This window comes from Nesterenkonia sp. K-15-9-6 (assembly GCF_052656005.1).
On record NZ_JBQYEY010000002.1, the window covers coordinates 1 to 13,681 of the forward strand.

Genomic DNA, 13,681 nt, shown 5'->3' on the forward strand with positions numbered 1-13,681 from the left:
CAGTCCAGCTCCCCGCGCTGGTGAGTCAGCGACTGCACCGTCTCGAGCACTCGGGCCCAGACGCCCTGCGAGGCCCACCGAGAGAAGTTCTTATAGATCGTGTTCCAGCTGCCGAACCTCTCCGGGATCTCCCGCCAAGGTGAGCCGGTCCTGTACCGCCAGGCGGCAGCCTCGACGACTGTACGTGGATCCACCGGAGGCCTGCCGGTGGACTTCGCCTCCGGGAACAACGGGCCGATCACTGCCCAGGTCTCGTCAGATATCTCTCTGCGTGCCACAAGGACAGACTCGCCGACGACCGACGCTCCACCCTTTAGCAACACGCCCTAGATGGGCTCGTGCATCATTCCGATCGCGGGAGTCAGTACGTGTCCATCCGCTACTCCGAACGCCTCGCCGAGGTCGGGATCACCGGTTCGGTCGGCACCGTCGGAGACAGCTATGACAACGCCCTCGCTGAGGCCGTGAACGGCCTCTACAAGGCCGAACTCATCCACGCTCGACCCGCCTGGCCTTCGACGACCGAGGTCGAGTTCCAGACCATGAACTGGGTCAACTGGTGGAACACGCAGCGCCTGCACGAAGCGCTCGACTATCGCACCCCAGCAGAGGCCGAGGCCGCCTACTATCAATCACACGAGCCCGCCCGGGCACCCGCATAAAGACCGGAACAGAACCCAGGGCGGTTCATCCTCTGCCGCACCGAAGATCGTGATGCACTGCGACACGTTGACGTCGTAGAAGACCAACGCCCGTTCCCTCCCGTTCAGGACTCGACCAGTACGTGAGCAGACCAGTCCCCCCTGGCCTGCTGCTCACCCCGAACAGCTCACACCGACATGACCGTGTCCGTCAAACCGACCCACCGTCAGCGCTCGGAGAGCCCGGTCACCCCTCGTCGTCGTGCTCCCGATGGTGTCGCCGCAGCCGGATCGGCCGCTCCACCTCGATGACACCGGTGTCCTGATAGCCCTCCGGGTCGATGTGCACACCCTTGCGATCGAGCCAGACGGACAGCAGGCGGAAGAGCCGGTCGCAGAGCAGACCCAGCAGCACCGCCACCCCGATGCCCACCAGCATCGCCAGCAGCTGGCTGCCCAGCAGCTCGGTGCCCACTGCACCCAGCACGATGAGCCAGCTCGCCCAGACGAGGGAGGCGACCGCGTCGATCAGCAGGAACCGTCGCTTGGAGTACCGAGTGGACCCGGCCACGAAATTGATCGCCACCCGCGCGCCCGGGATGAAGCGACCCACGAAGATCAGCAGCACTCCCCGTTTGTCCAGCTCATGGCGGGACCAGGTCAGGGTCCGCTGCATCGCCGGGCGACGCAGCCATGCCCACCGATCGGTGCCGATCCGTCGGCCCAACAGGTAGGCCACGAAGTCACCCAGCACGGCGGCGCCTGCTGCCACCAGGATCACCCACAGCCACCAGGGCGTCCCCGGCTGGTCCTGGACCGAGCCGAGTGTGATGATCAGCGAATCCGACGGCAGCGGCGGGAAGACCCCATTGATGAAGACGAAGCCCCCGAGGCCCAGAAGGGTCCACCAGCCGGAGGCCACCTCGATGACCAGCGCGTTGAAGAACTCGCTCCACTCCTGGAAACGCGTCATCGGGGTCCCCTCAGCAGCGCCGCGGCCGGTGCCGCTTAGAGGTCCTCGGCGCTGATGCGGTCCAGCACCAGGTCCCCGAGCTCCACCGGACCACCCTCCGCATCGACGTCGACCGCTCCCTGCAGCGCCTCCTCGGCACGGGCCATCCGCGATTCCTCATCGGTGAGCAGCGTGAACAGCGGCTGGCCCTCCTGGACCACCTCACCGGGCTTGACGTGCATACGCACCCCAGCTCCGGCCTGCACGGCGTCCTCCTTGCGGGCGCGCCCCGCCCCCAGACGCCAGGCGGCCAGGCCCACCGCCATCGCATCCATCCGGGTCACCGTCCCGGAGACCCCTGCGGTCACCGTGTGCTGATGCGCCGCAGTCGGCAGGTCCGCGTCCGGATCGCCGCCCTGGGCGGCGATCATCCGCCGCCAGGTGTCCATGGCCCGTCCGTCCTGCAGCGCCTCCGCAGGGTCCGCATCCGGAACCCCGGCGGCGGTGAGCATCTCCTGCGCCAGTGCCACGGTCAGCTCCACGACGTCGGACGGTCCGCCCCCGGCGAGCACCTCCACCGACTCCTGAACTTCGATGGCATTGCCGGCAGTCAGTCCCAGAGGGGTCTCCATGGCCGTGATCAGGGCGGTGGTCGCCACTCCGGCGTCGGTGCCCAGGGCGACCATGGTGCGGGCCAGTTCCTCGGCGTCCTCGCGGGACTTCATGAAGGCACCGGAGCCGACCTTCACGTCCAGCACGAGCGCATCGGTGCCCTCGGCGATCTTCTTGGACATGATGGAACTGGCGATCAGCGGGATCGCCTCCACGGTGCCGGTGACGTCCCGCAAGGCATAGAGCTTCTTGTCCGCCGGTGCCAGCCCGGCTCCGGCCGCGCAGATCACCGCGCCGACGTCGTCCAGCTGGGCGAGCATCTCCTCATTGCTCAGCGACGCCCGCCAGCCGGGGATGGCCTCCAGCTTGTCCAGCGTGCCGCCGGTGTGGCCCAGGCCGCGGCCGGAGAGCTGCGGCACCGGCACCCCGAAGCTCGCTACCAGCGGAGCCAGCGGCAGGGTGATCTTGTCCCCTACCCCGCCGGTGGAGTGCTTGTCCGCCGTGCGGCGGCGGGCGCCGTCGGCAGTGGTCAGCGAGGAGAAGTCCATCCGCTCCCCCGAGGCGATCATCGCCCGGGTCCACGAGGAGATCTCGTCCCGGCCCATGCCGCGCAGCAGGATCGCCATGGCCATGGCCGACATCTGCTCATCGGCCACCCGGCCGGCGGTGTAGGCGGCGATCACCCAGTCGATCTCCGCCGAGGAGAGCACCCCGCCGTCGCGCTTGGTGCGGATCAGGTCGACGACGTCGAAGGCCTGCGGGTCGAAGCCGGTCGGTGCGGAGGTGACGTCAGAGGTCATGGGGAGGTGTCCTCTCGAGTGGACGGTGTCGTGGATCGGACAGGGCGGCGCGGGAGGGCTCAGTCCTCGAGGTCCCACGGGCCGAAGGCCTGCGGCAGAAGGTCCTGCAGCGTGGTCACGCCGTCCGCGGTCCGGATGAACAGCGTCTCGGCGGCGAACTCATGGAGCAGCTGACGGCACCTGCCGCACGGGGTGATCGGCTCGCCGTCGCCATTGACGCAGGTGAACGCCACCAGACGGCCGCCTCCGGACATCTGCAGCTGGCCCACCATGGTGCATTCCGCACACAGCGTCAGCCCGTAGGAGGCGTTCTCCACATTGCAGCCGGAGACGATGCTGCCGGTGTCCAGCAGCCCCGCCGCTCCCACCGGGTACTTCGAGTACGGCACATAGGCCTTGGTCATGGCGATCCGCGCCTGGGTGTGCAATGCATCCCAGTCCACGGAGCCCCCGCCGGGGGCCAGCCGGAGGCTGCCGGTGAAGTCCAGATCCTCATGCTCCGCGGAAGGGCCGCCGGCCGGATCTGTCGAGCGCTCGGCGGAGTCGCGGGGGTGATCGACGTTCATGGGGTCATCCTACGGGTGGTACGGACAGGGAGTGGACCGGGGCGGGTGGCGTCATGAGGTCCTGCCGAAGGCTCCGGACGGCCCGGCGGCCAGGCAGCGCAGCGCCGTGGCGACCATGACCTTGGTGCCGACCGCCAGCGCCCGCTCGTCCGGGGCGTAGTCTCCGCGGTGGAGGTCGAAGTCCTCCCCGCCGGGGGTGCGGGTTCCCAGCCGGAACATCGCTCCGGGCCGTTCCTGGGTCATCCAGGCGAAGTCCTCTCCGCCCATGGACTGCGGGGCCAGTTCGACGGCGTCGGCGCCCAGCATGGCCCGTCCGCACTCCTCCAGCAGCATGGTCTCCGCCTCGGCGTTGTTCACCGGCGGCACGCCCCGGACATGCTCCAGGGCGACGTCCACGCCGAAGGGTGCCGCGCATTGGCCGATGATCTCCTCCAGCAGCTCTCCGGCACCGCGCCAGGCCTCGGCGTCGAGGACCCGCATGGTGCCCACCAGCGTGCCGGTCGACGGGATGGCGTTGTGCGCGCTGCCGGCCTGGATCTGGCCCCACACCAGGGAGACCGCTGAGCGGACGTCCACCCGGCGGGACAGCACGCTGGGGGCGGTGGTGGCGATGTGCGCCAGGGCGGAGACCACGTCCTCGGTCAGGTGTGGCCGGGAGGTGTGTCCGCCGCGGCCGGTGACCTCGATGCGCACCACGTCGGCCGCCGACGTGATCGCACCGATGCGGGTGCCGATGGTCTCCACGTCGATGCGCGGGTCCGCGTGCAGCGCGAAGACCCGCGGCACCGGCTCCAGCACGCCGCGACGGATCACCTCCAGCGCGCCGCCGGGCATGGTCTCCTCCGCCGGTTGGAAGATGATCCGCACGCTGCCGCCCAACCCATGGGGCCGCTCGTCGTGCAGCCGCTGCAGGCTCAGTGCCAGCCCCAGCATGACGGTGGTGTGGATGTCATGGCCGCAGGCGTGGGCGACGTCGGGGTGCTGCGAGGCGTAGTCCAGGTCCGTCAGCTCGGTGACCGGCAGCGCGTCGATGTCCCCGCGGAATCCGGCGACCAGCGGCCCGTCGCCGACGTCGACGAACAGCCCGGTGGTCTCCGGCAGCATCTGCGGCTCCAGTCCGACCTCCCGCAGCCAGGCGGCGATCCGGTTCGTGGTCTCCACCTCCTGCCAGGAGAGCTCCGGATGGGAGTGGATCTCCCGGCGCATGGCCAGCAGCCGGGGCTCCAGGTCCTCGACGACGGCGGCCGCCCCGTGGAGCGCCTCATCGGTGGTGACAGGGCTAGAGGACATCGGAGTCTCCCTTCTCACGCAGCGCCTCCACCGCCTGCTTGACGGACTGGGCGTGATCGGTGGTGGTCACCAGCAGGGCGTCCTCGGTGTCCACCACCACGATGTCCTGGACGCCGATGAGCGCGACGACCCGCTGGGTGTCGGAGACCACCACGCCGCTGGACTGGTCCGAATAGACGCGTGCTTTCTCTCCCAGCACGGTCATCTCATCCTGCTCATGCGCGGGGTTCAGTCGGGCGATGGCGGCGAAGTCGCCGACGTCGTCCCAGGTGAAGTCCCCGGGGATGACGGCCACGTCCCCGGCGTCGGCGGCCGGCTCCGCCACGGCATAGTCGATGGCGGTCTTCGGCAACGACGGCCAGATCCGCTGCATGACCTCGTCCTGCCGCGATGTGCCCCAGGCCTCGGCGATCTCCACCAGACCGGCGTGCAGCTGCGGCTCGGCGGCCCGCAGATGCTGCAGCAGCAGCCCCACCGGGGCCACGAACATTCCCGCGTTCCACAGGTAGTCGCCGTCGGCCACGTACTGGGCGGCCCGCGCCTCCCCCGGCTTCTCCACGAACTCGGCCACCTGACGAGCGCTCGGCGCGTGGTCCACCTCGAGCCGCTCCCCGCGGCGGATGTAGCCGAAGGCGGTGGAGGGATGGGTGGGGGTGATCCCGATGGTCACGATCTTGCCGGTGGCCGCCGTGGCGACGGCCTCCCGGACGGCCGCCTGGAAGGCGTCCACCGGGGCGATGACCTGGTCGGCGGCAAAGGACCCCATGATGATGTCCGGACTGCGCCGGTGCAGGATCGCCGCGGCCAGTCCGATTGCGGCCGCAGAGTCCTTCGGCGAGGGCTCGAGGACCAGATCGTCCTCGTCCACCTCGGGCAGCTGGGCGCGCACCGCGTCCCGGTGCTGCTCACCGGTGACCACCACCACGCGTTCCCCGGTCAGCGGAGCCAGCCGCTCGTAGGTGCCCCGGATCAGGGTGGTGCCGGAGCCCGTAAGGTCATGCAGGAACTTCGGCGCGTTCGCGCGCGAGAGCGGCCACAGCCGGGTGCCCACGCCTCCGGCGGGGATCACGGTGTAGAAGCGCTCGAAGCTGACGGGGGGCGCAGCAGAGGCCGCGACGGCGTCGTGGTCCCCGGCGTGCCGGGCCTCGGCCCCGGCCAGAGAGGCATCATGTGCGAAAGTCACTCCCCCAGGGTAGACGTGTCCGGCGACATCGGCCCGTTCCGGCGCTGCGGGTCCTCTCCCGCCCGGAGCGACGTGAGCCTCCCTCTCGGGCCCGCATCCCTTCCTGTGGCCGCTCTCGCGCCCCCGGGAAAGTCGAATTTCTACGTCACGTAGAAATATTGGCGGTCCGTCCTGTGGCGAAGGTCATGATTCATCTCCTCCCGGGCGGAAGGTCTACGATGATCCGCGCAACATTGCGTCCAGGAATGTGCCGACGCCCGCGTCACCGGCGACGGTGGCTTACCCTGGTACGTAGATCGCACTCGCACAGGCGTCACACACATCCGCTCCGCCAACTGCGATCAGATGCGCACCCAAGGAAGGGCGGGCGGAACGCCATGCGACGATGCAGGGAGGTTTACACACGTGACGCAATCCAAAGGCACCCTGTACAGGGGCCGAGAAGGCATGTGGTCCTGGGTCGGCCACAGGATCACCGGCGTCGGCATCTTCTTCTTCCTCCTGGTCCACGTGCTCGACACTTCGCTCGTGCGCGTGTCTCCGGAGGCCTACGATGCCGTCATCGGCGCCTATAAGAACCCCATCATGATCATGGGCGAGATCGGCCTGGTCGGCGCGATCGTCTTCCACGCCTTCAACGGTCTGCGGATCATCCTGGTGGACTTCTGGAAGAAGGGCACGCGCTACCACAAGCAGATGCTCTGGGGCGTGCTCGCCCTCTGGATCGTGACGATGGTCGCCTTCAGCGCCCGTCACCTGATGCTCTTCCTGGAAGGGTGGAACTGATCGATGACCGCCACCAACTCTGAAGCAGTCCTCCCGGCACAGGGCATCGAGGCCCCCCGCTCGGGACGAGTGGACCCCAAGTACCTGCGCAGCAAGACGACCTCCGGCAGCTTCGAGATGGCCGCCTGGGTCTTCATGCGCGTCTCCGGCATCGCCCTGGTGGTGCTCATCTTCGTGCACCTGTGGGTGAACCTCATGGTGGGTGACGGCATCCACCAGGTCGACTTCGGCTTCGTCGCCGGCAAGTGGGCCAACCCGGTCTGGCAGTTCTGGGACCTGACCATGCTCTGGCTGGCCATGCTGCACGGCACCAACGGCATGCGCACCATCATCAACGACTACGCCGAGAAGGACTCGACCCGCCTGTGGCTGAAGTCGATCCTCTACATCGGCAGCACGGTGATCATCATCCTGGGCACCATGGTGATCTTCACCTTCGAGCCGTGCCTGCTGGACAGCACCACCGGCGAGCCGCTGCCGCGGGCGGTCTGCCCGAACTGATCGACGAGCGCCCCTCCCCGCCGGGCTGACCCCGGGCTCCGCCCAGGGCACGACGACGGCGGGGAGCGCGGGCCCCGTCCGAGACGCCTCCACCACTTCCGACCGAAGAGAGACACCCAAGCTGATGCAGGTTCACAAGTATGACGTCGTCATCGTCGGCGCCGGCGGCGCGGGGATGCGCGCCGCCATCGAATCCGGCCAGCGCGCCCACACCGCCGTGCTGACGAAGCTCTATCCGACCCGCTCCCACACCGGCGCCGCCCAGGGCGGCATGTGCGCCGCCCTCGCGAACGTCGAGGAGGACAACTGGGAGTGGCACACCTTCGACACCGTCAAGGGCGGTGACTACCTGGTCGACCAGGACGCGGCCGAGGTCATGGCCAAGGAGGCCATCGACGCCGTCCTCGACCTGGAGAAGATGGGGCTGCCCTTCAACCGCACCCCCGAGGGCAAGATCGACCAGCGTCGCTTCGGCGGCCACACGCGCGACCACGGCAAGGCCGCCGTGCGCCGCGCCTGCTATGCGGCCGACCGCACCGGCCACATGATCCTGCAGACGCTCTACCAGAACTGCGTCAAGCACAACGTGGAGTTCCACAACGAGTACTACGTGCTGGACCTGCTCACCGTGGAGGAGGACGCCACCCGCGAGGACGGCACCCCCTACAAGCAGAAGCGCGTCGCCGGCGTCGTCTCCTACGACCTCGCCAACGGTGAGATCCACGTCTTCCAGGCCAAGTCCGTGGTGTTCGCCACCGGCGGGTTGGGCAAGATCTTCAAGACCACCTCCAACGCGCACACGCTGACCGGGGACGGCATGGCCATCGCCTACCGCGCCGGCATCCCGCTGGAGGACATGGAGTTCGTGCAGTTCCACCCGACCGGACTGGCCGGGCTGGGCATTCTGCTCTCCGAGGCGGCCCGCGGTGAGGGCGGCATCCTGCGCAACTCCGAGGGTGAACGCTTCATGGAGCGCTACGCCCCCACCATCAAGGACCTGGCCCCGCGTGACATCGTCGCCCGGTCCATGGCCAACGAGGTGCGGGAGGGGCGCGGCTGCGGCCCGAACAAGGACTACGTGCTGCTGGACCTGACCCACCTGGAGCCGGCGCACATCGACGCCAAGCTGCCGGACATCACCGAGTTCGCCCGCACCTACCTCGGTGTGGAGCCGTACACGGAGCCGGTTCCGGTGTTCCCCACCTGCCACTACGCCATGGGCGGCGTGCCCACCACGGTGACCTCCGAGGTGCTGCAGGACAACGACACCACCGTCCCCGGCCTCTACGCCGCCGGCGAGGTCGCCTGCGTCTCCGTCCACGGGTCCAACCGTCTGGGCACCAACTCCCTGCTGGACATCAACGTGTTCGGCAAGCGCGCCGGCATCGCCGCCGCCGAGTACGCCTCCACCGCCGAGTTCGTGGAGCTGCCGGAGAACCCGACCGCCCGCACCGAGGAGATGCTCGCCACGGTCCGCAACGGCAACGGCGGAGAGCGGGTGGCCGCCATCCGTGCCGAGCTCCAGGAGACCATGGACGCCAACATGCAGGTGTTCCGTTCCGAGGAGACCATCAAGGAGGCCCTCGGCGTCATCGAGAACCTGCGGGAGCGTTACCAGCAGGTGCAGATCCAGGACAAGGGCCGCCGGTTCAACCTCGACCTGCTCGAGGCCGTGGAGCTCGGCTTCCTGCTGGACATGGCCGAGGTCATGACCGTGGCCGCGCTGCACCGGCAGGAGTCCCGCGGAGGTCACTACCGCGAGGACTTCCCCGACCGCGACGACGAGAACTTCATGCTGCACTCGATGCTCTACCAGGACCCCGAGGCGGAGACCGAGGGCACGAAGGGCATCCGCTTCGAGACCAAGCCGGTCGTCTTCACCCGCTACGAGCCGATGGAGCGAAAGTACTGATGAGCACCCCCACCCAAGACGTCGCAGAGCCTGCCTCCAAGGTCGATCTCGCCCAGAGCTCGGGCGGAGGCGGGGAGATCCCCAGCTTCGACATCACCCTGAAGGTGCGCCGCTACGATCCCGAGTTCTCGGATGAGGCCCGTTGGGACGAGTGGACCCTGACCATGTACGGCACGGACCGTGTGCTGGACGCCCTGCACAAGGTCAAGTGGGAGATCGACGGCTCGCTGACGTTCCGTCGTTCCTGCGCCCACGGCATCTGCGGCTCCGACGCCATGCGCATCAACGGCCGCAACCGCCTGGCCTGCAAGACCCTGCTGAAGGACCTCGACACCTCCAAGCCGATCACGGTGGAGCCGATCAAGGGCCTCCCGGTGGAGAAGGACCTGATCGTGGACATGGAGCCGTTCTTCCAGTCCTACCGGGAGATCATGCCGTTCCTGGTCAACAACTCCCCCGCCCCGACGGCGGAACGGCTGCAGTCCCCGGAGGACCGCGAGCGGTTCGACGACACCACCAAGTGCATCCTGTGCGCGGCCTGCACGTCCTCCTGCCCGGTGTTCTGGACCGACGGCCAGTACTTCGGCCCCGCGGCGATCGTGAACGCCCACCGCTTCATCTTCGACTCCCGCGACGACGCCGGCGACATGCGCCTGGAGGTCCTCAACGACAAGGAGGGCGTGTGGCGCTGCCGCACCACCTTCAACTGCTCGGACGCCTGCCCGCGCGGGATCGAGGTCACCAAGGCCATCCAGGAGGTCAAGACGGCCATCCTGACCCGGGCCATGTGACCGGCTGACCTACGTTCCCAGGCACCAGGAGGGGCTCGCCGCATGATGCGGCGGGCCCCTCCTGGCGTCTGCACTTTCTGCGTCTGCACCCTCTGCGTCTGCTCCTTCGCCGCCCCTCCCCCCCCAGCGGCCGGTGCCCCCGGACCTGTGGATAACGTGGGCGGCATCAGGCCGATGTGCGGCAGAGTGCTTCCATGGAGATCCCCTCCCGGCCCCAGATCCCCCTGCACCTCGCCCGGCCCACCCCTGACGGTCTGCACACCGGCACCGACCTCAGCTACGGAGTGCGGACGGGCGACATGCTCAGGCTGCGACGCGGCGTCTACGTCCCCGCGCAGGAATGGCTCGACGCCGCACCGTGGGAAAGACCCGTCCTGATGATCGCAGCCACGGCCCTGGCCGACCCTGAGACGGTCTTCTGCCGCACCAGCGCCCTGCTTCTGCACGGCATCCCGCTGCTGCATCCTCCTCAGCGCATCCACGTGCGGACGATGCGCAGGAGTTCCGTGCGCATCACACGGCAGACGCCGATGACGGGCCGGCTCTCCGCTGACGCCGTTCTGGCCAAGCACCGCCATCCTCCGGCACGGGCAGCGATTCTGCAGGGCATGCCCACACAGCGCCATGAGCCGATGATTCCACCTGACCAGCACCGCTCTGCCATGCGGTCTCAGGCCCAGCAGGACAGGCGATCTGCCGAAGAGCTGCTCCTCCCCCAGCAGATGCTCCCGCCCACGGCGCTGAGAATCTGCCAGGGCCCTGCCGTCGGGTACCGAGCTGAGCCTCTGGAACTCGCCGCGGTGGACACAGCGACCCGCTTACCCGCCGCGGACGCCGTCGTCATCCTCGATGCCGTGCTCGCCCGGCTCATGGCGCAAGGTACGGAGGAAGATGAGGCGCGGCGTCGGCTTCTCGCGTGGAAGGAGCACGTCAGCTCACGACGCCGGCGCGCTCTGCTGCAGAGGCGTCTCGCATTCGCCGACCCGCGGGCCGAATCTCCGGGAGAATCATGGTCGCGCGTGAGGATCCATGAGCTGGGGTTCGTCACGCCGGAGCTTCAGACCCGAGTGGCACTGGAGACGGGACACGCCCGACTGGACTTCGAATGGCGTGACGCCGGCGTCGTCGGAGAGTTCGACGGCCGGATCAAGTACCTCAGCCAGCAGGATCAGACGGGACGGAGCGCGGCCCTGGCCGTCTATGAAGAGAAGATCCGCGAGGACGGGATCCGCCGCACCGGCCGCACGGTGGTGCGATGGGGATGGGAGGACCTGCGACGCCCCACCACACTCGGCACGCGTCTGTGTGCCGCCGGCGTCCCGCGGCTGCCGTCCTCACAGATCGTCTCTCTATGAGAAATCGCCCGTCCATACAGGCACGATCTCTCATAGAGGGACGATCTTTCGCTCGGTGTCGTGCTGGGCGGCGCACGACGGGCGAGTCGGGGGAGGCGGCTCAGGCCGTCGAGGAGCGGTCAGCCGCGACGACGGCGCCCCAGGCGGCGGCCAGCAGGTACACCAGGCTGAACACGTAGAAGTAGAAGAAGAGCCCCAACACCGTGGCGAACGGCAGCAGCAGCTCGTTGGCGGTGGCCCCGGAGATCAGCTGGGTGGAGAGCTGTCGCAGCAGCGAGGACCCCAGCCCGGCGATGATCGCGGCCTGCCACAGCGCCGAGACGGGAATGACGATGCGCGAGGCCACCCGCATCAGCAGCACCGCCACCAGGACGTCCAGCACGAAGGACACTCCGATGGTGGTCAGCCGCGTCAGCGGCCCGTCCAGCACCTCCCAGCCCAAGAAGCCCAGAGTGGCGTCCAAGAACACCGTGGTCAGCAGGTTCGCCGCCGTCGTGGTGGCCAGCACCGCACCGAGCACCAGCATGATCAGGAAGTCCCGGGACTTCACCACCCAGATGTACTCGGCCATCAGCGGCCGGTCGAAGATGCTGCGGATGCCCGAGCGCAGGCCGTGGATCCAGCTCAGCGAGGCGACCACCATGACGATCAGCGAGACCACCAGGGCGGCATTGAACCCGGCGGTGTCGAAGAGGGTCTCCGGCCGGGCCAGTCCACCGTCGCCGGTGTCGATCACCCCGGGCACCGCCGTCTCGACGGCCTCCACGATGAAGTCCTGCATCTCCTCGTCCCCGCCGATCACCAGACCGGCCACGGAGAAGACCGCCACCAGCATGGCAGCCACGGAGAAGAACATCATGTACGCGGCACCGGCGGCCATGACCGTGCCGTAGTGGAAGAAGAACAGGTTGAGCGCGCGGACCGGGCGGATCCGTGCCCAGCGGGCCAGCCCCCACTCCACCAGGGCCATCCCCACAGCCATGGGGCCCCGGGCCTCGCGGCGGGCACGGCCGAACGCCATCCGGGCGCGCAGCTCCTCCTGCTTCAGGGCGGCGGCGTCGATCGGGTCCGGGCGGGCGTGCACCTCGGTGCGGTCGTCGATCTTCTCGATCCGGGTGCGGGCCGACTGCAGCAGCGCGTTGTGGTGGGAGTTCCGCGGCCGGAGGCGGGAAGGGTTCGTGGTCACCTGCTCCTCACCTCCGGTCCTCGCCGCCCGCCCGCCTCAGGAGCCCGCAGCGGGCAGGAAGCCGACCTTCTCATAGACGTCGGCCAGCAGCGGTCCGGCGATGCCGCGTGCCTTCTCCGCACCGCGGGCGAGCAGCGCGTCGAGCTCCGCGGGGTCCTCCAGCAGCTCCAGGGTACGGTCGCGGATGGGTCCCAGCGTGGCCACCACGGCGTCGGCCAGGTCCACCTTGAGGTGCCCGTACATCTTCCCCTGGTACTCCTCGACCAGCTCGTCGATGCTCTTTCCGGAGACCGCCGAATAGATGCTGAGCAGGTTCGACACCCCCGGCTTGGACTCCCGGTCGAAGCGGATCTCGGTGCCGTCGTCGGTGACCGCGGACTTGATCTTCTTGGCGATCTTCTTATCCGTGTCCATGATGTTGAGCAGCCCGTTCGGTGAGGAGGCGGACTTGCTCATCTTGGTGGTGGGGTCCTGCAGATCATAGATGCGGGCTCCGACCTGAGGGATGAAGGGCTCCGGGACCCGGAAGGTCTCTCCGAACCGGTGGTTGAACCGCTGGGCCAGGTTCCGGGCCAGCTCCACGTGCTGCTTCTGGTCATCGCCCACCGGCACGCCGTCGGGCTGGTAGAGCAGGATATCGGCGGCCATGAGCATCGGGTAGGTCAGCAGACCCACTCCGGCGGAGTCCGCGCCCTGTTTGGCGGACTTGTCCTTGAACTGGGTCATCCGGGAGGCTTCGCCCATACCGGTGAGGCAGGTCAGCACCCACGCCAGCTGGGCATGCTCCGGCATATGGGACTGCACGAACAGGGTGGAGCGCTCGACGTCGATCCCGCCTGCCAGGAACTGGGCGGCGGTCATTCGGGTGCGATGCCGCAGCTCCGCCGGGTCGTGGGGGACGGTGATGCCGTGCAGATCCGGGATGAAGAAGAAGGCGTCATAGTCTTCCTGCATCGTCACCCAGTTGACCAGTGCGCCCACGTAGTTCCCCAGGTGCAGGGAGTCTCCGGAGGGCTGCATCCCGGAGAGCACCCGGTGCTCGTCGGAGATGCCCACCAGCTGCGCACTCTGCTCGGCCATGTTCTCCCTCATCGATCGTGCCAGGA

Annotated in this window: 13 protein-coding genes and 1 pseudogene; 6 read left to right on the forward strand and 8 right to left on the reverse strand. The window is 68.4% G+C overall.

The features are described 5' to 3' along the window. Positions 1–278: transposase (locus SD455_RS01235; RefSeq protein ID WP_445507016.1), on the reverse strand; the 278-nt coding region annotated here is incomplete at its 3' end. Between the two features lie 54 nt (positions 279–332). Here SD455_RS01235 and SD455_RS01240 point away from each other — a divergent pair. Next, positions 333–662 (forward strand): annotated as a pseudogene (locus SD455_RS01240) (integrase core domain-containing protein); the annotation flags it as partial. Between the two features lie 226 nt (positions 663–888). Here SD455_RS01240 and SD455_RS01245 read toward each other — a convergent pair. The 5 genes from SD455_RS01245 to SD455_RS01265 are packed head-to-tail and all read right to left on the reverse strand — an operon-like array spanning position 889 to position 5,930. Further along, positions 889–1,614 (reverse strand): DedA family protein, encoded by a 726-nt coding sequence (locus SD455_RS01245; RefSeq protein ID WP_070161492.1) that lies wholly within the window; start codon positions 1,612–1,614, stop codon positions 889–891. 35 nt (positions 1,615–1,649) lie between these two features. Further along, positions 1,650–3,005, reverse strand: a complete 1,356-nt coding sequence (locus tag SD455_RS01250; protein WP_445507017.1) for a thymidine phosphorylase — start codon at positions 3,003–3,005, stop codon at positions 1,650–1,652. A 59-nt stretch (positions 3,006–3,064) separates the two neighbouring features. Further along, positions 3,065–3,571 (reverse strand): cytidine deaminase, encoded by a 507-nt coding sequence (locus SD455_RS01255; protein ID WP_445507018.1) that lies wholly within the window; start codon positions 3,569–3,571, stop codon positions 3,065–3,067. Positions 3,572–3,622: 51 nt separating this feature from the next. Then, positions 3,623–4,861: an amidohydrolase gene (locus tag SD455_RS01260; protein WP_070161494.1), complete on the reverse strand. Its 1,239-nt coding sequence runs from the start codon at positions 4,859–4,861 to the stop codon at positions 3,623–3,625. Further along, positions 4,851–5,930, reverse strand: coding sequence for a mannose-1-phosphate guanylyltransferase (locus SD455_RS01265; RefSeq protein ID WP_237089936.1), 1,080 nt, complete (start codon positions 5,928–5,930; stop codon positions 4,851–4,853). Before SD455_RS01265 ends, SD455_RS01260 begins: the two co-directional genes overlap by 11 nt. Before the next feature lie 519 nt (positions 5,931–6,449). Between SD455_RS01265 and sdhC the strand changes: the two genes are divergently transcribed. The 5 genes from sdhC to SD455_RS01290 all read left to right on the forward strand — a co-directional run bounded on the left by sdhC (position 6,450) and on the right by SD455_RS01290 (position 11,389). Further along, positions 6,450–6,830 carry a succinate dehydrogenase, cytochrome b556 subunit gene (gene sdhC, locus SD455_RS01270; RefSeq protein WP_139827581.1) on the forward strand — a complete coding sequence of 127 codons (381 nt, stop codon included), beginning with the start codon at positions 6,450–6,452 and terminating at the stop codon, positions 6,828–6,830. A 3-nt stretch (positions 6,831–6,833) separates the two neighbouring features. Next, positions 6,834–7,331: a succinate dehydrogenase hydrophobic membrane anchor subunit gene (locus SD455_RS01275; RefSeq protein ID WP_070161499.1), complete on the forward strand. Its 498-nt coding sequence runs from the start codon at positions 6,834–6,836 to the stop codon at positions 7,329–7,331. A 124-nt stretch (positions 7,332–7,455) separates the two neighbouring features. After that, a complete protein-coding gene (sdhA, locus tag SD455_RS01280) occupies positions 7,456–9,243 on the forward strand; it encodes a succinate dehydrogenase flavoprotein subunit (RefSeq protein WP_070161501.1) in 1,788 nt (595 codons plus the stop codon). Further along, entirely contained in the window at positions 9,243–10,034 is a 792-nt protein-coding gene (locus tag SD455_RS01285; protein WP_070161503.1) for a succinate dehydrogenase iron-sulfur subunit, read from the forward strand. Before sdhA ends, SD455_RS01285 begins: the two co-directional genes overlap by 1 nt. 194 nt (positions 10,035–10,228) lie before the next feature. Further along, a complete protein-coding gene (locus SD455_RS01290) occupies positions 10,229–11,389 on the forward strand; it encodes a hypothetical protein (protein ID WP_445507019.1) in 1,161 nt (386 codons plus the stop codon). A gap of 100 nt (positions 11,390–11,489) precedes the next feature. On the opposite strand, the gene SD455_RS01295 is transcribed toward SD455_RS01290, so the two are convergent. Together SD455_RS01295 and trpS are read right to left on the reverse strand one after the other, a co-directional pair. Further along, a complete protein-coding gene (locus SD455_RS01295) occupies positions 11,490–12,575 on the reverse strand; it encodes a YihY/virulence factor BrkB family protein (protein WP_445507020.1) in 1,086 nt (361 codons plus the stop codon). A gap of 36 nt (positions 12,576–12,611) precedes the next feature. Continuing rightward, entirely contained in the window at positions 12,612–13,655 is a 1,044-nt protein-coding gene (gene trpS / locus SD455_RS01300) for a tryptophan--tRNA ligase (RefSeq protein ID WP_311026003.1), read from the reverse strand. Between the last annotated feature and the right edge of the window lie 26 nt (positions 13,656–13,681).